The following is a 19357-nucleotide window of genomic DNA, read 5'->3' as shown; positions in this document are numbered from 1 at the left end:
GCCCCCGCCCCCGAACCCCTGACCCGAACAGGAGCGATGACATGGAGAAGTCCTGCGTCCGCCCCCTCGACCTGGACGACGCCGTCGCCCTCGTCGGCATCCTCGCCGCCCTCCAGGCCCTCCTCGACAGCGGCGGCCTCCCCCCTGAGGAGGTCGAGGCCCTGCGCCACGGCCTCGAGCAGGGCGGAGCCCTCCTCCCCGGAAGCGACGAGAACGAGATCGCGACGGCTCTGGGTGGGCTGAACGCCCGCCTGCGTGGGACCATCGGGTGATCGCGCCGCGCTCGACGTTCCCGTAGCCTTCATCCGCGCTCGTGTCGACCCCGGAGACGCGCTCCCCCGCCCACGGGTAGCGTCCGGTCCGGTCCCGCACTCCCACGGGGTCGCTGAACCCCGAGAGCCGGAGGAGATCCGATCGTGAACGGTGACCACTTCGTCCTCTCGACCGCGACGCCGTGGGACGACCGCACCGAGATCATCGGCGTGTACGCCTCGGAGGCATGGGCCCGCGAGGCCGCGGCCGCATGGCTCGGCTCGCCGGACCGCGAGGCGTTCCCCCGGTGCGTCATCGAGGGCTGGAGCGGCGCGCACCTCCTCGGCCGCGAGGTCGTCGAGGCCCTCGGCTTCGACGACGAGGGCGGCGACGAGTCGCTGGGCGGCCCCCGCAGCCTCTGACCTGGCGGCCTAGCCGCCCCAGTGCGACGGGCGCTCGAAGTGCGACGGCAGCGTGGTCGCCGCATCCCCTCGAGCGCTGTTCACCTGCGCCTGGGTGAGGTAGACCGCCTCGGCGAGCCGCGCGCCGGACACATCAGCATCGCGCAGGTCCACCCCGAGCAGGTCGCACCGCTGCAGATCCGCACCCCGCAGGTCCGCGGCCAGGAGGAGCGCGCCCCGCAGATCCGCTCCCCGCAGGTCCGCGTTCCGGAGCGGTGCGCCCGCCAGATCGGCACCCGGAGCGAGCCGACGGCCCCTCGACCGGCGGGCAGCCGGCGCCGCTCCTGCGCGAGCGGCCGCGCTCGCCGCGATCAGGAGCGGCCGGGATGCTCCGTACTCCGCGTCGACGTCGACCGCGACCACCTGCTCCGGCTCACCGAGGGTGTGCGCGTGCACCGCGTCGAACCGCTCGCGCAGCTCGTCGAGGAGCGGCGCGCCGACGCCGGGCAGCGCCAGTGCGGAGTCGAGGTACCAGAGCAGCTCGTGCAGGCGGCGCATCAGCGGGAACACCGCGAACATCCGCTCGCGCACGGCCGGGTCCGACCGCCAGGAGACGCCGCCGAACGCGTGCTGCGAGACCTTCTGGCCGGCGCCGAAGCAGTCGAAGACGGTGCAGCCGACGAAGCCCTGCGGCCGGAGCCGGCGGTGGATCGTGCATGCGTCCTCGCCGTCGAGGTTGACGCACGGGTCTCCGGCGCGCTTGTCGAACGGGAAGTCGGCGGAGCGGGCGAAGGCGAGAGCGACGCAGCACAGGCCGAAGCAGTTCGCGCAGTCGGCGCCGAGGTCCTCGCGGCGGCCGAGCTCGACCCTGGTGCGTGACGTCATCCGTCCGAGCCTACGCTCGGCGGCGCCTCCGGATCAGTGAGCGAGCGCGAGCACGCCGACGACCAGCACGCCGAGACCCACGATCCCGAGCAGCGAGAAGATGCTCTCCTTCCAGGAGAGGCCCGCGCGCACGACGGCGATGAGGGCGATCCCCGCGAGCGTGGCGACGTAGACGCCCGCGCCGATCCGCAGCGCGACCGTCGCGTCGATCCAGCCCAGCGCCGCGGCACCGAGCGCGAGGACCGGCAGCGACGCCGAGGCGAGCGCCCCGCCCGCGATCCGCAGCATGGTGTGCGTCTCGGAGCGCGAGGGCGCCGAGGCGTGCACGACCTGGTGCGCGATCACCTCGGCGACGAAGCCCGCGGCCGAGATCCCGATGATCGAGATCACGAGGCTCTGGAGGGCGTGGACCGCGTCGGGGTGGTCGCCGACGAGGTAGATCGTCACCACGGCCAGGCCCGTGAAGGTCGCGTAGACGCGCTCCTTGAGGGCGCGGGCGATCTCGTCGAGGGGGCGGCGGGTCCGCTCCGCCCACCGGCCGGCGCGGCCCGGGCGCAGGCGCACCGGCGTCATCCGGTCGGCGGGTGCGGTGCGGCCCTCGTCGGCCGCTCCGTCAGTAGGAGGCGGAGTCGACACGTGCCGCGGAGGAGTCGCCCGAGTGCCGCGCCGCGAGGTCGCCGAGGATGGTCGCGGAGCCGCTGGTGCCGAAGCGGGTGACGCCGAGGCCCCGGTAGGCGAGGAGCGTGTCGAGGTCGCGGACGCCGCCGGACGCCTTCACCTGGACGGCCTCCGAGACGGCGCCGCGCATGAGGCGGAGGTCGTGCTCGTTCGCGCCTCCGCCCGCGAAGCCGGTGGCGGTCTTCACGAAGTCCGCTCCGGCGCGCTCGGCGGCCCGGCTGCCCTCGACGACCTGCTCGTCGTCGAGGAGGCTCGTCTCGAGGATGACCTTGACGACGTGGCCCTCGGCGGCCTCGACCACGGCGCGGACGTCGTCCTCGACGTCCTGGAGCAGGCCGCTGCGGAGGCGGCCGATGTTGACGACCATGTCGAGCTCGGACGCGCCGTCGGCGAGCGCCTGACGCGACTCCGCGACCTTCGCTGCGGTCGAGGTGGTGCCGTGGGGGAAGCCGATGACCGTGCCGACCAGGACGCCGGAGCCCTCGAGCCGAGCGACCGAGTGGGCGATGTCGGAGGGGCGGACGCAGACGCTGAACACGCCGGACGCGCGCGCCTCGTCGAGCTGGGCGTCGACCTCGGCGCGGGTGAGCTCGGGCTTCAGGATCGCGTGGTCGATGAGCGCCGCGATCTCGGCGACGGTGGGCAGGCTGGAGTCGGTCATCCGCACATTTTACGTCCGCCGGCGGGACGACGAAGGCCCGCGATCCTTCGATCACGGGCCTTCGGTCGTTCACGCCGCTAGCGGCGCTCGGTCACCAGCTGGACTTGGTGATACCGGGCAGCTCGCCGCGGTGCGCCATGTCACGGAAGCGGACACGCGAGATGCCGAACTTCGTGAGGTTGCCGCGGGGGCGGCCGTCGACGGCGTCGCGCGAGCGGACGCGGACGGGCGAGGCGTTGCGGGGGAGCTTCTGGAGGCCGACGCGGGCGGCCTCACGGGTCTCGTCGGTCCCGGCCGGGTCGACCAGGGCCTTCTTCAGCTCGAGGCGCTTGGCGGCGTAGCGGTCGACGATCACCTTGCGCTGCTCGTTGCGGGCGATCTTGCTCTTCTTGGCCATACTTAGCGCTCCTCGCGGAAGTCGACGTGCTTGCGCACTACGGGGTCGTACTTCTTGAGCACGAGACGGTCGGGGTCGTTGCGGCGGTTCTTCTTGGTCACGTAGGTGTAACCGGTGCCGGCCGTCGAACGGAGCTTGATGATCGGACGGACGTCCTGCTGCTTGGCCATTAGATCTTCACCCCGCGAGCGAGAACATCCTTGACGACGGACTCGATGCCACGGGCGTCGATGACCTTGATGCCCTTGGCCGAGAGGGTCAGGGTGACGTTACGGCGAAGCGACGGCACGTAGTACGTCTTCTTCTGCACGTTCGGGTCGAAGCGGCGCTTGGTGCGCCGGTGCGAGTGCGAGATGGCGTGCCCGAAGCCGGGGACGGCTCCGGTCACCTGGCAGACTGCTGCCATGGTTTCCTCCATGTGTGGTTACCGTGGATCACGCGCGGCACGAAGCCCCGCCCGACCCACCCAAGGTCACTTGTCGGCGCACCGCCCGCCTGTCCGGCCGGAGCCGGAGCTCCTGCCCGGTGGGCAGCACGCAAGCGCGTGCAGATGCACGCAACCTCGCTAGGCTACGCGACCCGGGCGGCGGCCGCAACAGGGTGGGGACACTCCCCCGACAGGGTGGGAACACTGCCCGGACAGGGTGGGGACACTGCCCCGACAGGGTGGGGACGCTGCCCGGACGTGCACGGGGACTTCCTGGGAGGTTCCGGCACAAGTGGCCTCCCGTACCCCCCGAGCAGGGCGTTCGTGTACCTTTCGCCTTCCTCGCGGGTCTACGACCGCCCTACTCTGAGCCGACCGCGGGCGCCCGCTCCCGGCAGCAGCCGGGAGTAGCAGCACATGCGCCAGTCCTTCCTCCGTTCCCTCGTCGCCGCGGCCGTGCTCGTAGCGGGCGCAGGACTCAGCGTCGTGGCCGCGCCGACCGCGTCGGCGGCGCCGGTCTTCAGCACCGCGTGCTTCACCTCCCCGAAGGTCTCGACGGTGTCGCAGTACACCGTTCCCGCGACCGGGGTCTCGACGGTCCGCGCCGTCCTCAGCGGCCAGAACGGCGGGAAGGGTGCGAGCGGCCTCGGGACGGGCAACGCCGGCGGACGCGGCTCCAGCCTCGTCGTCGAGGTGCCCGTCACGCCCGGGCAGGTGCTGGAGATCGGGCGCCTCGCCGGCGCCCCGGCCGGAGCGGCAGGCGCCACGCGCTACGTGAACGGCGGCGTCTACGGGGGCGACTCCGGCGGCGCGGGCGGCGACGCCCAGTACCTCAGCACGGCCGGCTCGGACGGCTGTCAGCACGCCCTCGCCGTGGCGGCGGGCGGCGGAGGCGGCGGCGGGCGGTCCTCGGTCGGCGGCGACGCCGACGCCGGCAGCGGCGCGAGGGGCGGCGGGAACGGCGGCAGGAACAACGCGGCCGACGGCGGCGGCGGCGGCGCGGCCGGGCAGAGCTCGGGCGGCTCGCCCGGCGCCCGCGGCTACAGCACGTTCGGCGAGTGCGCCGACGGCAACAACGGCCAGTGGGGCGTGTTCCTCAACGACGGCAAGGGCGCCGACGCCGGCGCCTCCCGCGGCGGCGGCGGCAACTGCTCGTTCCCCGGCCACAGCGGCGGCGGCGGCGGGGCCGGCTGGTGGTACGGCGGCGGCGGCGGATCGCCCTACGTGTTCGGCAGCATGAACGACACCCTCGGCGTCATGAACGACCCCGGCGCCGGCGGCGGCGGCTCGAGCTACGTGCACCCGAGCGTGACGAGGATCTCGCAGACGGCCGGCCCGACGGCGGCCGACCCCGTGGTCGCTCCGGTGTACGACACCGCCGTGACCGTGACGCGGACCCCCGACTTCTCGATGCTCGGGCAGGAGGTCACCGTCACCGCGAAGGTGACCATCCCGAGCCTGGGCCGGCCGGTGGCCGCCGGCGGCACCGTCGAGATCCTCACCGGTGCAGGTACCAGCAGGGTGACCCTCGACGCGGACGGCGTCGGCGTTCTGACCACGAGGGACATCCCGCAGGGCTGGAACGAGATCCGCGCGCACTACCCCGACACCATCACCCCCGCCGAGGCGGGACGAGGGAGCTGGTCGGCGCTCCCCGCTCTGCGCCACGAGGTGCGCGCGTGCGCCGCGGCACCCGTCATCACCCGGCAGCCCTCGGACATCGCGGGCGTCACCAACCAGATCTACACGCTGACGATGGGCGTGAGCGTCTCGGCCGTCTACGGCGGCATCCCCGCCGTGTCCTGGGAGAGGTCCACGGACGGCGGCGCCACGTGGAAGCCCGCGCTCGGCCGGGCGGGCGCCCGGGAGGACGGGACCGCGTTCCTCGAGGCCGGCCCCGATCCCACCGGCTCCTACCGCTACCGGGCGACCCTGACCACCTGCGGCGGCAGCGTCCGCAGCGACCCGGCCACCGTGGCGGTGGGCGGCGTGCGCTTCGACCTGTCGACGCTCCCGCAGAAGGCGTACGGCGACTCCTTCGACGCGAGCCCCTACGCGCAGGCCGTCGATGTGCCCGGCCGCTCGATCGTCCTGAGCAGCAGGACCGCCGAGACCTGCTCCGTCAGCGGCATGAGGGTGACCGTGCTCCACGCCGGCGTCTGCACGCTCGCGGCGAGGCTCGACGCGCTCGCTCCTCTGGGCTGGGCGGGCGAGCCCCTGCAGAGCTTCACGGCGAAGCCGAAGGCGCTCACGGTGACCGCCCCGACGGTCGACTACCCGCGAGGCGCGCCGTCCCCCGACCTGCGTTGCACGGCCGCCTTCGTCGGCACCGACACCTTCGGCGCCCCGCTCACGGCCGGCGTCTACCGGCCGATCGTCACGGCGGGCGACGTCATCTACCGCTTGATCCCGAACTGGCCCACCTCCACCTTCAATACCTTCACCACGCGGTGCAGCGGCGCGAAGGTCAGCAGCGACTACACGATCGCGGGGTACAAGGACGGCGCGCTGCGCATCGTCGCGGCCGTCCCGATGGTGACCGCCTCCTCGCCCTCGTCGACCTACGGATCCACTCCCCCCGCGATCACCGCCTCCGTGACCGGCTCCCCCTCGGGGACGGTCTCCTGCGGCGCCTTCGCGGCGTCCGACACCGGATTCACGACGCCGCTGGCGCTCTCCGCGACGACCCCCGTCGGCCGCTACCCCACGCGCTGCTCCGGCCTGACGAACCCCTCGGGACAGCTGATCACCATCGACGGCGCGCTCACGATCTCGCCGGCGCCCCTCTCTGTGACCGCGTCGAGCCCCGGGACGCAGGCGCACGGCACCGCGACCGCCCCGACGGTCACCTGCACGGCCGACGGCTTCGCAGGAACCGACCGGTTCGTCACCGAGCCGACCGGCGCCTACTACACGGCGGACGGCACCGGGAAGGTGACGATCGGAGCGCGCACGCCCGTCGGCGACTACGTCACGCGGTGCGACGGAGGCGACGCGGGGCCGAACTACACCCTCCGGTCGATCCCCGGCACCTTCGCGCTGGCCGACCGCTCGGCCCCCGTCGTGACCGTGCCCGCCGCCGTCACGGCCGAGCCGGCCGACGTCTCCGGCGCCGTCGTCACCTTCGCGTCCTCCGCGCAGGACGCGGTCGACGGAGCCGTGGGCTCGACCTGCACGCCCGCCTCGGGAAGCGTCTTCCCGATCGGGGACACGACGGTCGACTGCACCGCGGACGACGAGGCCGGCAACACCGGCACGTCCTCGTTCCGGATCACGGTCCGGAAGTTCTCGCAGACGGTCGCCTTCACCTCCTCGCGGCCGACCGCGCCGACGGCGCTGGGCACCTTCACTCCGACGGCCACCGGCGGCGGCTCCGGGAGCCCCGTCTCGATCGGAGCGACCGGATCCTGCGCGATCGCCGACGGCGTCGTGACCTTCACCCGGAGCGGCACCTGCACCGTGACCGCGGATCAGGCCGGCGACGACCACTACACCGCGGGGCGCGCCTCCTTCGATCTCGAGGTCGCGAAGGCGTCGCAGACGCTGACGGTCGCGGTGCCGAGGACCGGCGTCCTGGAGTCGACCGGCGTCGCCACGGCGACCTCGAGCTCGGGACTGCCGGTGCTCGTCAGGACCTTCTTCGGCTGCACCGTCGCCCCCGACGCGACGGGTGCGCAGATCCTGACCTACACCGAGCCCTCGACCTGCGGCGTGCAGTTCGACCAGCCGGGCGACGACGTGTACGCGGCCGCCGACGGCCTGGTGCGCTTCGTCCCGATCTCGCGGATCCCCCAGACGGTCGTCGTCACCTCGACTCCGCCCGACCGGGTGTTCACCGACGACCGGTACACGGTCGAGGCGACCGGCGGCGGCTCGGGCAACCCGCTCGTGATCGCGGTGATCGAGAACGGCAACTGCACCATCGCGGACGACGTGGTGACGTTCTTCGGCGACGGCACCTGCACGGTGACGATCGACCAGGCCGCGGACGATCGACACGACGCCGCTCCGCAGGTCCGGCAGGTCATCACGGTCGGGACTCCCGAGGGGAACCTCTCCTTCGGGAGCACCGCGCCCCCGCACGCGATGTCGCTCGAGACGTACCGGCCGACGATCGTGCCCGGCCCGTCGAAGGGCGTGCCCGTGCTCTCCGCGAGCCGAGACTGCTCGATCCTCCCGGACGGAGTGACCGTGCGGAACGACGGGGCCGGGCTCTGCGTGCTGTCCCTCGACCAGCCCGGAGACGGCTACTGGCCCGCGCGGCACGCCGAGCAGGAGTACTCGATCTACTTCCTCCCGCAGACGGTCCGGATCACGAGCGCGCCTCCGGTCGGCGCCGTCCTCGGGGACACGTACCGCCCCGTGATCGAGGGCGGCGCCTCGGGCATCGCTCCGTTCCTCCTCACCACCGCGTCGTGCTCGGCGAAGGACGGCGTGGTCACCTTCACCACGAAGGGCGTCTGCGGCGTCTTCGCCTACCAGAACGGCAACCGGCAGTACGACAGCGCCCGGCCCGCCGTGCAGGAGGTGGAGGTCGGCTACGCGCCCGGCTCCGTGGCGTTCACGACCGCCGTCCCGACCGACGCGGAGGTCGGCGGATCCTTCACTCCCGCCTTCACGCGCGGACCGTCCTCCGGCCCCTCGGTGCTCAGCGTCTCGGGCGCCTGCTCCGACGGCGAGAACGGCGCCGTCCGGTTCGACTCCGCGGGCACCTGCACGCTGACGGCGATCCACTACCGCGACGCCACCTACGGCACCGCGCGGGCGGTCCAGACCTTCGAGGTCACCGCGATCGCGCAGACCGTCGCCTTCACCTCGACCGCGCCGTCGACGGCCGCGTCCGGCGACACGCTCACTCCGACCGCGACGGGCGGCGCCTCCGGGCTCCCCGTGACGATCGGAGCGACCGGCGCCTGCACGCTCGCCGACGGCGTCGTCACCTTCGCCGGCAGCGGCACCTGCACCGTCACGGCGGACCAGGCGGGAGACGGGCGCTACGCGGCGGCGGCGCAGGCCTCGCAGACCGTCGCGGTCACGCAGCTCGCGGGGACCGTCGCGTTCGGCGGCGATGCTCCGGCCGCGGCCCGGGTCGGGGGCTCCTCGACGGCCGCGGTCGTCGCCGGCCCCTCCAGTGCTCCCCCGGTGCTGACGGCCTCCGGCGCCTGCTCCGTCGGGCCCTTCCGACTGGTCTCCTACGACTCCGCCGGCACCTGCACGCTGACGCTGGACCAGGCGGGCGACTCCCGCCACAGCGCAGCGCCGACGGCGGTGCGCAGCTTCGAGATCACCCGGACCGCGCAGACCGTGGCCTTCACCTCGCAGGCGCCGGACTCGGCGCTCGCGGGCGGCACCTACCGTCCGACCGCGACCGGAGGAGCCTCCGGGCGGCCCGTGGTGCTCGGAGCCTCCGGGTCCTGCACGCTCACCAACGGGGTCGTCGCCTTCACCGGATCGGGCACCTGCACGGTGACCGCCGACCAGACGGGCGACACCCGGTACGACGCGGCGGAGCGGGCCTCGCAGGTGATCGCGGTCGGACTGCTCGCGGGCACCGTCTCCTTCGGCGGCAGCGCGCCGACCGGCGCGACGGTCGGCGGGACGACCACCCCGCGGATCGTCGCCGGACCGTCCACGGCGCGTCCGGTGCTGACCGCCTCCGGAGCATGCTCGGCGGCCGCGGGAGTGGTGTCCTACGACTCCGTCGGCACCTGCACGCTGACGCTCGACCAGGCGGGCGACTCGCGGTACGGCGCCGCTCCGCAGTCCGTCCGCACCTTCGCGATCGGCGCCCTCGGCCAGACGCTGGCGTTCGCCTCGCCGGTCCCCGACGCGGCGGTCGCGGGGGGCTCCTACACGCCCGTCGTGACGGCCGGCGCGTCGAGCGCCCCCGTGGTGCTCGGAGCGGCCGGGTCCTGCACGGTCGCGGACGGCGTCGTGACCTTCACCCGCTCCGGCACCTGCACGGTGACCGCGGACCAGGCCGGGGACGAGCGCCACTCGGCGGCTCCGCGGATCACGCAGTCGGTGGAGGTCGGCACGGCGGCGGGAGCGGTGTCGTTCCGCGACGCCGCTCCGACGGACGCCCGGATCGGCGGCTCCTGGACCCCGTCGATCGTCCGCGGCCCGTCGAGCGCCGACCCGGTGCTGGACGCCTCCGACTCCTGCTCGCTGGGAGAGGACGGCACGGTGTCCTACGACTCCGTCGGCACCTGCACGCTGACGCTGGACCAGGCCGGCGACGACGCTCACGCGCCCGCGGAGCAAGTCGTCCGGACGTTCCCGATCGGCAAGGCGCTGCAGACGGTCGCCTTCACCTCCGCGGCTCCGAGCACGGCGACCGCGGGCGGCCGCTACACGCCGACCGCGGCGGGCGGCTCCTCCGGTCTGCCGGTCACGATCGGCGCCACGGGCGCGTGCTCGCTCGCGAGCGGCGTCGTGACCTTCAGCGGATCCGGCACCTGCACCGTCACCGCGGATCAGGCCGGCGACGCCTCGCACGACGCGGCTCCCCGGGCGACCCAGTCGATCGCGGTCACCGCGGTCGTCCCGCAGAAGAAGAAGGCGCAGAAGGTCGCCTTCTCGACCGCGATGCCGTCCTCGCCCGAGAAGGGGATCGCCTACCCGGTCGCGGCCACCGCCTCCTCCGGTCTGCCCGTGAAGCTGTACGCGAGCGGCAGCTGCACGCTGACCGCCACCGGCGCGGGCACGGCGACGGTGCGGCTGACGGGCGCGGCGAGCTGCACCGTCCGGGCCACGCAGGCGGGCGACTCCGCGTGGCTCGCCGCGACCTCGGTGACGCAGTCGCTGCAGGTGAAGTCCTCCACCCGCGCCGACCTGACGCTGACGCTGGCGCCGGCGCCGGGACTGGCGGCGACGGCCCCGCTCTCGGGCACGATCACCGTCCGGAACACCGGCACCCGGGACGCGGCGACGACGACCACCCGAGTCGTCGTCAGCGGAACGGTGGCGAGTGCGCCCGGCGCCGTGCAGACGAAGGGCTCGGCCGCGGGCACGACGGTCCTCACCTGGACCGCGCCGAGCGTCTCGGCCGGGCGGAGCACCACCTACTCGGTGACGCTCGTCGACCGGCCGGCCGCCACGACGATCGACGCCAGGGTGTCGACCGCCGCCGCCGATCCCACGCCGGCGAACAACGCGGTCAGGCGCACCTTCCGGTAGAGGCTGCGGGGAGGGAGGGGTGTCGCGCCGCGTTGCCCGCTCCCTCCCCGACCGCTACGGTCGCGGGGACGCTCCGGGGGACGGGGCTCGCGAGGGGGGCCCGTGGACCGGTTGAGGCGACGCGCGCTGCTGCTGGGGATCGCCTCCTCGGCGGTCGCGCTGACGGGGTGCACGCCCGCCCGGCCCGCTCCCGCGGCGCTCCCGCCGAGCACGGCGCCGGCGGCGGTGCTGCCGTCCGCCGCTCCGACGGCCGTCCCGACCCCTCCCCGCCCCGTGCCGACCATGACCGCCGCGGCGACTCCGGTGCGGCGGAAGGCGCCGCTGCCCTCCGGCACGATCTCGGAGCTGCCCGGCGAGGGGAGCACGCTCGCCTGGACCGTCGACGACGGCGCCGACTCCGACGTGGTCGCCGCCTACGCGCAGTTCGCCCGCGACACCGGCACCCGGCTGACCTTCTTCCTCAACGGGAAGTACGACTCGTGGACCGCGAACGCGCCGCTGCTGGCTCCGCTCGTCGCCTCGGGGCAGGTGCAGCTCGCGAACCACACCTGGTCGCACGCCGACCTGACGAGCCTCTCGAGCGACGGCGTGCAGGAGGAGCTGGGCCGCAACGGCGACTTCATCCGCTCGACCTACGGGGTGGAGGCGGCGCCCTTCTACCGGCCGCCGTTCGGCTACACGGACGAGCGGAGCCGGGCCGCCGCGGCGGCGATCGGCTACACGGCGACGGTGCTCTGGTACGGCTCGCTCTCGGACTCGGGGCGGATCACGCCGGAGCAGGTGGTCGGCTTCGCGGACCAGTGGTTCCTGCCGCAGCACATCGTGATCGGGCACGCCAACTTCGATCCGGTGACGCAGGTCTACGCGCGGCTCGTCGACATCCTCCGCGAGCGCTCGCTCGAGACGGTGACCCTCCGCGACGTGTTCGCGGTCTGAGCGCCTCCCCGGCGGCGCAGGTCAGCGCGCGGGTCAGCGGAGCGCGGCGCGCGCGGCGGCGGAGACGGCCGCGGCGACCGCGTCGAGGGCGGGCGTGTGCAGGGCCCACTGCTGCCAGTAGAGGGGGACGTCGACGGGGTCGCCGCCCAGCTCGACGAGGCCCTCGCCGCCGACCGGGGCCTGCAGCTCGGGCAGCATCCCCCACCCCATGCCCAGGCGCACGGCCCGCTCGAAGTCGGTCGATCCGGGGACGCGGTGCTGCGGCGGTCTGCCGTCGACGCCGGCGGCCCGGAGGAAGTCGTCCTGCAGGCGGTCCTTCTCGTCGAAGACGACCAGCGGAGCGCTCGCGAGGCCGGCCGTGCCGCCGTCCGGGAACCAGCGCTCGGCGAACGCAGGCGAGGCCATGGCGCGGTACCGCATCACTCCGAGGGGCGCGACGGTGCAGCCGAGCACCGCCTCCGACTCTCCGGTGACGGCCGCCAGCACGGTGCCGTCGCGGAGGAACGCGGTGGTGTGCGCCTGGTCCTCGCGATGCAGCTCCACCACGACGTCGGGGACGGAGGCGAGCGCGGGCAGCACCCAGGTGGCCAGGGAGTCGGCGTTGACGGCGAGCGGGAGGACGACGGGGCCCGCCCCCGCCGCGTCCTCGCCGCCGAGCGAGCGGACGGCGTCGTCGGCGAGGAGCTCGATCTGACGGGCGAGGCGGAGGAGCCCGGCACCGGCCTCGGTCGCGACGACGGGGCGCGAGCGCACCAGCAGGACGCGGCCGGCGGCGGTCTCGAGCGCCTTGATCCGCTGGCTGAGGGCGGAGGGGGTGATGTGCAGGGCCCGGGCGGCGGCGTCGAAGGAGCCGTACCGGACGGAGGCGGCGAGCGCGCGCAGGCGGGAGAGGTCGAGGTCGTCTGTCAGCATCAGTGCTGCTTACGGTACTGAAGGAGCATGAGCTGGTCTACAGGAGCGCCCCGCCCTAGCGTCGGAGCGTGTCCCCCCTCCTCGCCGCCCTCTCCGGCCTCGGCTTCGGCCTCTCGCTCATCATCGCGATCGGCGCGCAGAACGCCTTCGTGCTCCGCCAGGGCCTCCGCCGCGAGCACGTGCCCGCCGTCGTCGCGATCTGCGCGCTCTGCGATGCCGCGCTGATCGTGCTCGGGATCGCGGGGATCGGAGCGGTCCTGGAGTCGGCGCCGTGGCTGCTGGTGGTGATCCGCTGGGGCGGCATCGCCTTCCTCCTCGCCTACGCGGTGATGGCGGCGAGGCGCGCACTGCGGCCGGGGACCCTCGACGGCGATCCGGCCGGCGCCTCGACGTCGCTCCGCACGGCGATCGGCACGTGCCTGGCGCTCACGCTGCTGAACCCGCACGTCTACCTCGACACGGTCGTGCTGCTCGGGTCGGTGGCGAACACGCACGGCGACGAGCGCTGGTGGTTCGGGGCGGGGGCGGCGGCCGGGAGCGTGCTGTGGTTCACCGCTCTCGGCTTCGGGGCGCGGGCGCTGCGGCCGCTGTTCCGGAGCCGCGGGGCCTGGCGGATCCTCGACGCGGCCGTGGCGGTCGTGATGGTGGTGCTGGCGGTGTCGCTCGCGCTGCACTGAGGGCCTGGTGGTGCACTGCTTGTTCTACTAACATTGTGAACATGTTGTTCCGGGTCGACCACTCCGCGGCGGGCTCGCTCGCCGACCAGCTGGAGTCGCAGGTGCGCTCGGCCGTCGCCCGGGGCGAGCTCTCGGCGGGCGACCGCCTGCCGCCCGCCCGCGAGCTCGCCGACTCGCTCGGCATCAACATGCACACCGTGCTGCGCGCGTACGCCGCCCTGCGCGACGACGGGATCCTCCAGATGCGCCGGGGCCGCGGCGCGTGGATCACGGAGTCGGCCGGGCCCGGGCTCGTGCGCGTGACCGCCCTGGTCGACGAGCTGCTCGCGGAGGCCCGCCGCAGCGGCATCACCCCGGCGGAGCTCGTCCGCCTGATCGAGAGGACCGGATCATGACCGCCACCGCCGACCGCCGCCGCGAGCTCCTCGCCGCCGCGTCCCTCCTGCTCCCCGCCGCCGGAGTGCTCGTCTCGCGCCTCGTCCTGGACGACGCGCTGCCCGCGGAGCTCGCCTCGCACTGGTCGGGCACCGGGGCGGCCGATGCGACCGCGTCGACGGGCGCTCTGCTCGCGATCGCCCTCGTGCTCTCCGGGCTCCCGGCCGTCGCGGGCGTCGTGGCGGCGGTCGTCGGGCGCGCCCCGCGGCTCCTGCTGGCGACCCTCGGCCTCGTGGCCGGGCTGGGCGCCTCCGCCTGGGCGACCTCGGTCGGCACGACGCTCGCGGCCGGGCGCGCCGAGGGGGCGGAGCTCGGCGGGTGGCTGCTCGCGCTGCTCGGAGGGATGCTCTTCGCCGTCGTGCCCGCGCTGATCGCTCCGGGCACCCGGCGCGCCTCCCGCCCGGCCGCCGGCCGCCTGCCGCTGGCGGCGGAGGAGACCGGCGCCTGGTCGCAGACGCTGACGGGCCCGGTGTTCGCCGTCGCCGCGATCGCCACGGCGGCGGGCGCGGCCCTCTCCCTCGCGACGCTCGCCGCGGCGGGCGCCACCGGTCCGGCGATCGCGATGGCCGTCGTCCTCGGCGTCGTCGCGCTGGTGCTCCTCTCCTTCTCCCGCCTGAGGGTGACCGCCGACCGCCGCGGCCTCCGCGTCGTCACGACCGCCCTCGGCATCCCGCTGCGCCGCATCCCGCTCGACACCATCGCCTCGGCCGGCACGGCCCAGCTGCGGCCGTCGGAGTGGGGCGGCTGGGGGTACCGGGTGATGCCGGGCCGCTCGGCGGTCATCCTGCACGCCGGGCCGGGGCTGGTGGTGACGACGGACCGCTCGCGCGAGTTCGCGATCAGCCTCGACGACCCCGAGACCCCCGCGGCGCTGCTCGAGACCCTGCGCTCGCGGGCCTGAGGCGCCGACCCGTCAGTCGACCACGATCCGGACGAGCGTCGTGACGGCATCCACCGCGTTCACGTAGGAGTAGTGCCGCGAGGTCGGGAAGGCGAGGTGCCGTCCGGGCTCCAGCCGCACGGGCTCCTCGCCCTCCCGCTCCAGGAGGAGCGCGCCGGCGGTGACGAGCAGGATCTCGTGCCACCCCTCGGGGTCGGGCTGCGCGTCGTAGCGGTCCCCCGGACCGAGCGTCCAGGTCCAGAGCTGGGCCTCCCGGCGCGCGGGGACGGAGGAGAGCAGGACGGCGACGCTCGCCTCGCCCGCTCCCCGCCAGGCGACCTGGTCGATCGCCGCGGGCGCGGATCCCGGGGCCGAGACGAGTGCAGTGAACGTGGTGCCGAGGGCGGTCGCGAGGCGGTCGACTCCGGTCAGCGAGATGTTGGCCTCGCCGGCCTCGGCCGCGACGATCGTCCGCCGGCTGATACCCGAGCGCGCCGCCAGCGCGGACTGGCTCAGCCCGGCTCCGCGCCGCGCGAGGCGGAGGTTGCCGCCCAGGTGGGCGAGGACGGGAGCCGACATGCGCACTATTCTGCACCGACAGGCCCCTGTTGCTCCTAGGATGTGCAGAATGATGCACATCTCGCCGCTCCGGGGCCTCCGCTTCACCCGTCCGGAGTGGGCGCTCATCGGCATCACCGCGATCTGGGGCGGGACCTTCCTCGCCGTGCACATCGCGATGGAGCACAGTGGTCCGCTGTTCTTCGTCGGGATGCGGTTCGCGATCGCGGGACTGATCAGCGCGGTCGTGTTCCACCGGTCGCTCCGGGGGATGCGGCGGATCGATCTCGCGGCCGGCGTCGTGATCGGGGTGATGATCTTCGCGGGCTACGGCCTGCAGAGCTACGGGCTGCAGACGATCACGAGCAGCACCTCCGCGTTCCTCACCGCGCTGTACGTGCCGCTGGTGCCGCTGCTCCAGTGGGTCGTGTTCCGTCGCCGTCCGGGCGTGCTGACGCTGGTGGGCGTCGCGCTGGCGTTCGTCGGACTGCTCCTGATCGCGGGCCCGCAGCCGGGCGTCGCGCTCGGAGCGGGCGAGGTGGCGACGATCGTGAGCACGCTGCCGATCGCGGCGGAGATCATCCTGATCGGCCTCGTCGCCGGACGCGTGGACCTCGGCCGGGTGACCGTGGTGCAGCTGCTGGTCGCCGGCGCGCTCGGGTTCGCCTCGATGCCCGTCGCAGGCGAGGCGGTCCCGGCGTTCTCGTGGGCCTGGCTGATCCCCGCGCTCGCGCTCGGGGCGAGCAGCTGCCTGATCCAGCTGACGATGAACTGGGCTCAGCGCTCGGTCTCGCCGTCGCGCGCCACGATCATCTACTCCGCCGAGCCCGTCTGGGCCGGTCTGATCGGCCGCCTCGCCGGCGACCGGCTCCCCGCGCTCGCCCTGCTCGGGGCGGGGTTCATCGTCGCGGGCACGCTCGTCAGCGAGCTGAAGCCGCGCCGCGAGCCTGCGCCGCCGGCTCTCAGGTGACGGCGGGGAGGGCGGCGGAGGCGACGAGCGCGCCGCCGGCGTCGGTGATCTCGACGGCGGCGACGGACTCGCGCAGGACGGCCGCGTTCATCTCGCAGTCGAGCTCCGCGGAGCTGCCGAGGAAGGAGCCGGACGGGAGCCGCTCACCGGAGCCGGTGACCAGCACGAGGTCGTAGCTCTCGCCGAGCGCGAAGCCGGTCCCGCGGAGGATCGTCTCGGTGCCCCAGGTGTGCGCCACGAGCGAGCCGTCAAGCGTCACGCCCTCCGTCCGCTCATCGAAGGCGATCGCCTCGACGGCGCCGAGCGTCCCGGGCGGTCCCGCGACGGGGCGCTCCTCGGCGGACCGCAGGGCCGCTCCGGCGACGCCGCCCACGACGAGGAGCGCGGCCGCCGCGGCGACGGCCAGGACGGCACGAAGACGCGAGGCACGGCGGCGCGGGGCCCGGCGGCGCGAGGCACGCAGACTCTCCCCGCGCTCGGGCCGCTCCCCGGCGAGCGCCGCGACGCGCGACCGCAGCTCCGGCGACGGCTCCGCCTCCTCCCAGCGGCCCAGTGCGCCGACCCGGTCGACCACCGCACCGAACGACGCGAGCTCGCGGTCGATCGAGGGGTCGGCGGCGCGCAGGCTCTCGAACTCCCGCGCCTCCTCGGCGGAGAGGTCGCCGGCGAGGGCCGCGGCGAGGAGCTCCTCGCGGCGGCCGCCGGGCTCGTCTCCGTCGGGCTGGTCTCGGTCGATCACGATCTCTCCTCGTCGGTGGGTCCGGCGCTCGCGAGGTGACCGCGGAGCGCTCGGAGAGCGTAGAAGGCGCGGCTGCGCAGGGTGGCGACCGGCACGCTCGTGGCGGCCGACAGCTCGGCGTAGGTCTCGCCGTTCAGGTGGACGGCGACGACGACCTGCCGGTGCTCGGCGGAGAGCCGCGCGAGCGCCTCGGCGATCGCGAGCGGCTCGAGGGGGTCGCGGTCCTCCGCGGGCACCTCCTCCAGAATCTCGGCCTCGACCAGGCGCGGCAGGCGCCGGCGCGAGCGGTGCACGTCGATGACGACGTTGCGGGCGATGGCGAAGAGCCAGGTGCGGGTGCTGGCGCGCTCGGCGGAGTAGCTCGCCCGCGAGCGCCAGGCGCGCAGGAACGTCTCCTGCACGCAGTCCTCAGCGAGGCCGCGGTCGCGCAGGGCGTTGAGCGCGAAGCCGAGCAGGGCGGACCCGTGCTCGTCGAAGGCGGCGGCCGGGTCGAACTCCGCCGTCCGGGGCTCGAGGCGCACCACGGGAGCCGGGACCTCCGAGTGCTCGCGCGGCATCGCGGGCCCTTCGTCTCGTCGTGCCGTCGCCGTGCGCGCCACACCGCCTCCTCGTCGGGACCGGTGGTCCGTCGGAAGGGGGTACGGCCGCGGCGGCGGCGGCGTTCATCGGAGGCGAGGACCGTCTCCGTGAAGATCCTCTCAGATGGAGTGAACGCAGCGCCGCTTCCGGCCGTACTCCCTGCATCGGGCCCGCTCGGCGCTCGCGATCGAAAGGCTCCACCATGACGAAGACGTCCCCCGCGCGGAACCGCGCCGGCCGCCGCCTGCTCTCCCTCGGCGGCATCACCGCCGTCGCCGCCGCCTCCTTCTTCGCCGCCGCGCCGGCCCAGGCCGAGACCGAGGTCGCCGAGCCGTCCTCGTTCACCAGCGCCTTCACGGTGATGGCGACGCCCGACCAGGTCGTGAACGCCGATTCCGCCGCGACCCCCGGCCAGCCCGGCGCCACGGGCGAGATGACCTTCCGGGTCAACAGCGACCTCGACGTCATCTGCTACGACATCACCCTCACCGGTGTGACCGGCGACTACCAGAGCCCCGCGAAGACCGCGACGCACATCCACCAGGCGGCGCTGGGCAAGGCGGGCCCGCCGCGCATCGCGTTCCCGAACCCGGCCCCGGTCGGAGACGGCCCCCGCACCAGCAGCGGCTGCCTGCAGGGCCCCTTCACCACGGGCATCCAGGCGAACGGGGCCGACACCGGCGCCGGATTCACGCTCAAGGCCCTCGAGGCCGATCCCGCCGCCTTCGCGGCCGACTCCCACACGGCCTCGTATGCGGCTGGCGTCGTCCGCGGCCAGCTCTCGCAGGTGCCGGTCGGCGGCCTCCAGACCGGTGGCGGCGCGACCGCCGCCGGGAGCGACGCCACGGGCCCGTCCGGTCTCGCCGCGATGGCCGGCCTCGGAGCCGTCGCCGCCCTCGGCGCGGCCGGAGTGGTCGTCGCCCGCCGGCGCACCGCCTCCTGATCGTGGGCACCCGGTCGAGGAGCGGAGCGGCGGCACTGTGCGCCGTGCTGCTCCTCGCGGGGTGCGCCGCCGCGGACGGGAGCGGAGGAGCGGAGACGCCCGCGAGCGCGCCCGCGCCTCCGGCCCTCGCTTCTGCTCCCCCGCTCACTCCTCCCCCGGTCCCCGCGCCCGACCCCGCCGCTGCCGCGCCTGCGCGCACCGTCGGCGTCGAGCCCGCCCGGCTGAGCGTGCCCGCGATGGGCCTGGACGAGCCGCTGATCGCGCTGGGCATCCAGTCGGACGGGGCGATGGAGGTGCCGGTGGACTACGACGACGTCGGCTGGTTCTCGGGAGGCGGGCGCCCGGGTGGCAGCGGCCGCACCGTGATCGCGGCGCACGTCGACTCGCGGTCCGGTCCCGCGGTCTTCTTCCGCCTCGGCGAGCTCGCCCCGGGCGACGAGATCGCGGTGAGCGGAGTGGACGGCTCCGACCACCGCTACCGGGTGACGGCGGTCGAGTCCCACGCGAAGGCCGCGTTCCCCACCGCCCGCGTCTTCGGCGCGACCCTCGAGGAGGAGCTGATCCTCGTGACCTGCGGAGGCGAGTACGACGCGGCGATCGGCCGTTATCGGGACAACCTGGTGGTGTTCGCCTCCCCGCTCTGAGGCCCGGCACGGAGGCGGGCACAGAGGGGGGGCACAGAGGGGCGGCACGACCGCCCGGCATCGTGGCGCGGAACGGTGGCGCAGAGCACAGCACGAGAGCCCCGTCGGCGCAAGGGTCCGGGCAGGGCGAAGAGGGTGGGGCGGGGGCTGGTGGACACGGGCGTCCTGTCGGATCGGCCGCGCCACGGCAGTGGGGAGCGGGAG

The 19357-nt window shown here is 74.6% G+C and carries 20 protein-coding genes; 10 read left to right on the top strand and 10 right to left on the bottom strand.

Translation table 11 applies throughout. From position 1 onward, the window contains the following. Window positions 1-41: 41 nt before the first annotated feature. Entirely contained in the window at window positions 42-272 is a 231-nt protein-coding gene (locus C5C56_RS16250; RefSeq protein ID WP_104225103.1) for a hypothetical protein, read from the top strand. A gap of 144 nt (window positions 273-416) precedes the next feature. Continuing rightward, complete coding sequence (locus tag C5C56_RS16245) at window positions 417-674, top strand: hypothetical protein (RefSeq protein WP_104238985.1); 258 nt, start codon at window positions 417-419, stop codon at window positions 672-674. 9 nt (window positions 675-683) lie between these two features. Here C5C56_RS16245 and C5C56_RS16240 read toward each other — a convergent pair whose 3' ends face one another. The 6 genes from C5C56_RS16240 to rpmB form a co-directional block, all read right to left on the bottom strand. Next, window positions 684-1538, bottom strand: a complete 855-nt coding sequence (locus C5C56_RS16240; RefSeq protein ID WP_104319947.1) for a pentapeptide repeat-containing protein — start codon at window positions 1536-1538, stop codon at window positions 684-686. Window positions 1539-1571: 33 nt separating this feature from the next. Further along, window positions 1572-2174 carry a hypothetical protein gene (locus C5C56_RS16235; RefSeq protein WP_146084798.1) on the bottom strand — a complete coding sequence of 201 codons (603 nt, stop codon included), beginning with the start codon at window positions 2172-2174 and terminating at the stop codon, window positions 1572-1574. Continuing rightward, a complete protein-coding gene (deoC, locus tag C5C56_RS16230; RefSeq protein WP_181027245.1) occupies window positions 2152-2877 on the bottom strand; it encodes a deoxyribose-phosphate aldolase in 726 nt (241 codons plus the stop codon). The genes C5C56_RS16235 and deoC overlap by 23 nt, the downstream gene beginning before the upstream one ends. Window positions 2878-2968: 91 nt before the next feature. Then, window positions 2969-3274 carry a 30S ribosomal protein S14 gene (gene rpsN, locus C5C56_RS16225; RefSeq protein ID WP_104225107.1) on the bottom strand — a complete coding sequence of 102 codons (306 nt, stop codon included), beginning with the start codon at window positions 3272-3274 and terminating at the stop codon, window positions 2969-2971. A gap of 2 nt (window positions 3275-3276) precedes the next feature. Next, window positions 3277-3444 carry a 50S ribosomal protein L33 gene (gene rpmG, locus C5C56_RS16220; protein WP_027692168.1) on the bottom strand — a complete coding sequence of 56 codons (168 nt, stop codon included), beginning with the start codon at window positions 3442-3444 and terminating at the stop codon, window positions 3277-3279. Next, window positions 3444-3680 (bottom strand): 50S ribosomal protein L28, encoded by a 237-nt coding sequence (gene rpmB / locus C5C56_RS16215; protein WP_056038148.1) that lies wholly within the window; start codon window positions 3678-3680, stop codon window positions 3444-3446. The genes rpmG and rpmB overlap by 1 nt, the downstream gene beginning before the upstream one ends. Before the next feature lie 438 nt (window positions 3681-4118). On the opposite strand from rpmB, the gene C5C56_RS16205 reads away from it, so the two are divergent. Further along, window positions 4119-10880, top strand: coding sequence for an HYR domain-containing protein (locus C5C56_RS16205; RefSeq protein WP_146086520.1), 6762 nt, complete (start codon window positions 4119-4121; stop codon window positions 10878-10880). Window positions 10881-10982: 102 nt separating this feature from the next. Next, window positions 10983-11816 carry a polysaccharide deacetylase family protein gene (locus tag C5C56_RS16200; RefSeq protein ID WP_219812150.1) on the top strand — a complete coding sequence of 278 codons (834 nt, stop codon included), beginning with the start codon at window positions 10983-10985 and terminating at the stop codon, window positions 11814-11816. Between the two features lie 33 nt (window positions 11817-11849). Here the strand turns inward: C5C56_RS16200 and C5C56_RS16195 are convergent, their stop codons facing one another. After that, a complete protein-coding gene (locus C5C56_RS16195) occupies window positions 11850-12728 on the bottom strand; it encodes a LysR family transcriptional regulator ArgP (protein WP_104263547.1) in 879 nt (292 codons plus the stop codon). A gap of 68 nt (window positions 12729-12796) precedes the next feature. Here C5C56_RS16195 and C5C56_RS16190 point away from each other — a divergent pair, with 68 nt between their 5' ends. From C5C56_RS16190 to C5C56_RS16180, 3 genes are read left to right on the top strand one after another with little or no spacing between them, the layout of a single operon-like run. Further along, window positions 12797-13405, top strand: a complete 609-nt coding sequence (locus C5C56_RS16190) for a LysE/ArgO family amino acid transporter (protein ID WP_104227345.1) — start codon at window positions 12797-12799, stop codon at window positions 13403-13405. A gap of 41 nt (window positions 13406-13446) precedes the next feature. Next, the gene (locus C5C56_RS16185; protein WP_104225158.1) at window positions 13447-13800 is read left to right on the top strand and encodes a GntR family transcriptional regulator; all 354 of its coding nucleotides are present in this window, start codon (window positions 13447-13449) and stop codon (window positions 13798-13800) included. Further along, window positions 13797-14741 (top strand): hypothetical protein, encoded by a 945-nt coding sequence (locus tag C5C56_RS16180; protein WP_104319944.1) that lies wholly within the window; start codon window positions 13797-13799, stop codon window positions 14739-14741. Before C5C56_RS16185 ends, C5C56_RS16180 begins: the two co-directional genes overlap by 4 nt. A 12-nt stretch (window positions 14742-14753) precedes the next feature. On the opposite strand, the gene C5C56_RS16175 is transcribed toward C5C56_RS16180, so the two are convergent. Further along, on the bottom strand, window positions 14754-15299 hold the full coding sequence (locus tag C5C56_RS16175) for a helix-turn-helix domain-containing protein (RefSeq protein WP_104227343.1): 546 nt from the start codon (window positions 15297-15299) through the stop codon (window positions 14754-14756). A gap of 49 nt (window positions 15300-15348) precedes the next feature. Between C5C56_RS16175 and C5C56_RS16170 the strand changes: the two genes are divergently transcribed. Continuing rightward, complete coding sequence (locus C5C56_RS16170; RefSeq protein WP_258063200.1) at window positions 15349-16248, top strand: DMT family transporter; 900 nt, start codon at window positions 15349-15351, stop codon at window positions 16246-16248. Here C5C56_RS16170 and C5C56_RS16165 read toward each other — a convergent pair. Both C5C56_RS16165 and C5C56_RS16160 read right to left on the bottom strand, forming a co-directional pair. Continuing rightward, window positions 16241-16987, bottom strand: a complete 747-nt coding sequence (locus C5C56_RS16165; protein ID WP_104287822.1) for a hypothetical protein — start codon at window positions 16985-16987, stop codon at window positions 16241-16243. The two genes, C5C56_RS16170 and C5C56_RS16165, sit on opposite strands and share 8 nt — an antisense overlap. Next, a complete protein-coding gene (locus tag C5C56_RS16160; protein WP_104261336.1) occupies window positions 16984-17544 on the bottom strand; it encodes a sigma-70 family RNA polymerase sigma factor in 561 nt (186 codons plus the stop codon). The genes C5C56_RS16165 and C5C56_RS16160 overlap by 4 nt, the downstream gene beginning before the upstream one ends. Before the next feature lie 224 nt (window positions 17545-17768). Here C5C56_RS16160 and C5C56_RS16155 point away from each other — a divergent pair, with 224 nt between their 5' ends. Continuing rightward, complete coding sequence (locus C5C56_RS16155) at window positions 17769-18509, top strand: CHRD domain-containing protein (RefSeq protein WP_104319943.1); 741 nt, start codon at window positions 17769-17771, stop codon at window positions 18507-18509. Between the two features lie 2 nt (window positions 18510-18511). Then, on the top strand, window positions 18512-19153 hold the full coding sequence (locus tag C5C56_RS18400; protein ID WP_104353823.1) for a class F sortase: 642 nt from the start codon (window positions 18512-18514) through the stop codon (window positions 19151-19153). Window positions 19154-19357 lie beyond the last annotated feature (204 nt).

This window comes from Rathayibacter sp. AY1D1, assembly GCF_002932635.1.
GTDB lineage: Bacteria > Actinomycetota > Actinomycetes > Actinomycetales > Microbacteriaceae > Rathayibacter.
The sequence above is the reverse complement of the archived record's forward strand: the minus strand, read 5'-3'. Positions and strand labels throughout refer to the sequence as shown.

Bases quoted from the DNA above. Each gene is read 5' to 3' on its own strand.
- C5C56_RS16250 (WP_104225103.1), top strand. From the start codon at position 42: ATGGAGAAGTCCTGCGTCCGCCCCCTCGACCTGGACGACGCCGTCGCC.
- C5C56_RS16240 (WP_104319947.1), bottom strand. From the start codon at position 1,538: ATGACGTCACGCACCAGGGTCGAGCTCGGCCGCCGCGAGGACCTCGGC.
- deoC (WP_181027245.1), bottom strand. From the start codon at position 2,877: ATGACCGACTCCAGCCTGCCCACCGTCGCCGAGATCGCGGCGCTCATC.
- rpsN (WP_104225107.1), bottom strand. From the start codon at position 3,274: ATGGCCAAGAAGAGCAAGATCGCCCGCAACGAGCAGCGCAAGGTGATC.
- rpmG (WP_027692168.1), bottom strand. From the start codon at position 3,444: ATGGCCAAGCAGCAGGACGTCCGTCCGATCATCAAGCTCCGTTCGACG.
- rpmB (WP_056038148.1), bottom strand. From the start codon at position 3,680: ATGGCAGCAGTCTGCCAGGTGACCGGAGCCGTCCCCGGCTTCGGGCAC.
- C5C56_RS16205 (WP_146086520.1), top strand. From the start codon at position 4,119: ATGCGCCAGTCCTTCCTCCGTTCCCTCGTCGCCGCGGCCGTGCTCGTA.
- C5C56_RS16195 (WP_104263547.1), bottom strand. From the start codon at position 12,728: ATGCTGACAGACGACCTCGACCTCTCCCGCCTGCGCGCGCTCGCCGCC.
- C5C56_RS16185 (WP_104225158.1), top strand. From the start codon at position 13,447: ATGTTGTTCCGGGTCGACCACTCCGCGGCGGGCTCGCTCGCCGACCAG.
- C5C56_RS16180 (WP_104319944.1), top strand. From the start codon at position 13,797: ATGACCGCCACCGCCGACCGCCGCCGCGAGCTCCTCGCCGCCGCGTCC.
- C5C56_RS16175 (WP_104227343.1), bottom strand. From the start codon at position 15,299: ATGTCGGCTCCCGTCCTCGCCCACCTGGGCGGCAACCTCCGCCTCGCG.
- C5C56_RS16170 (WP_258063200.1), top strand. From the start codon at position 15,349: ATGATGCACATCTCGCCGCTCCGGGGCCTCCGCTTCACCCGTCCGGAG.
- C5C56_RS16160 (WP_104261336.1), bottom strand. From the start codon at position 17,544: ATGCCGCGCGAGCACTCGGAGGTCCCGGCTCCCGTGGTGCGCCTCGAG.
- C5C56_RS16155 (WP_104319943.1), top strand. From the start codon at position 17,769: ATGACGAAGACGTCCCCCGCGCGGAACCGCGCCGGCCGCCGCCTGCTC.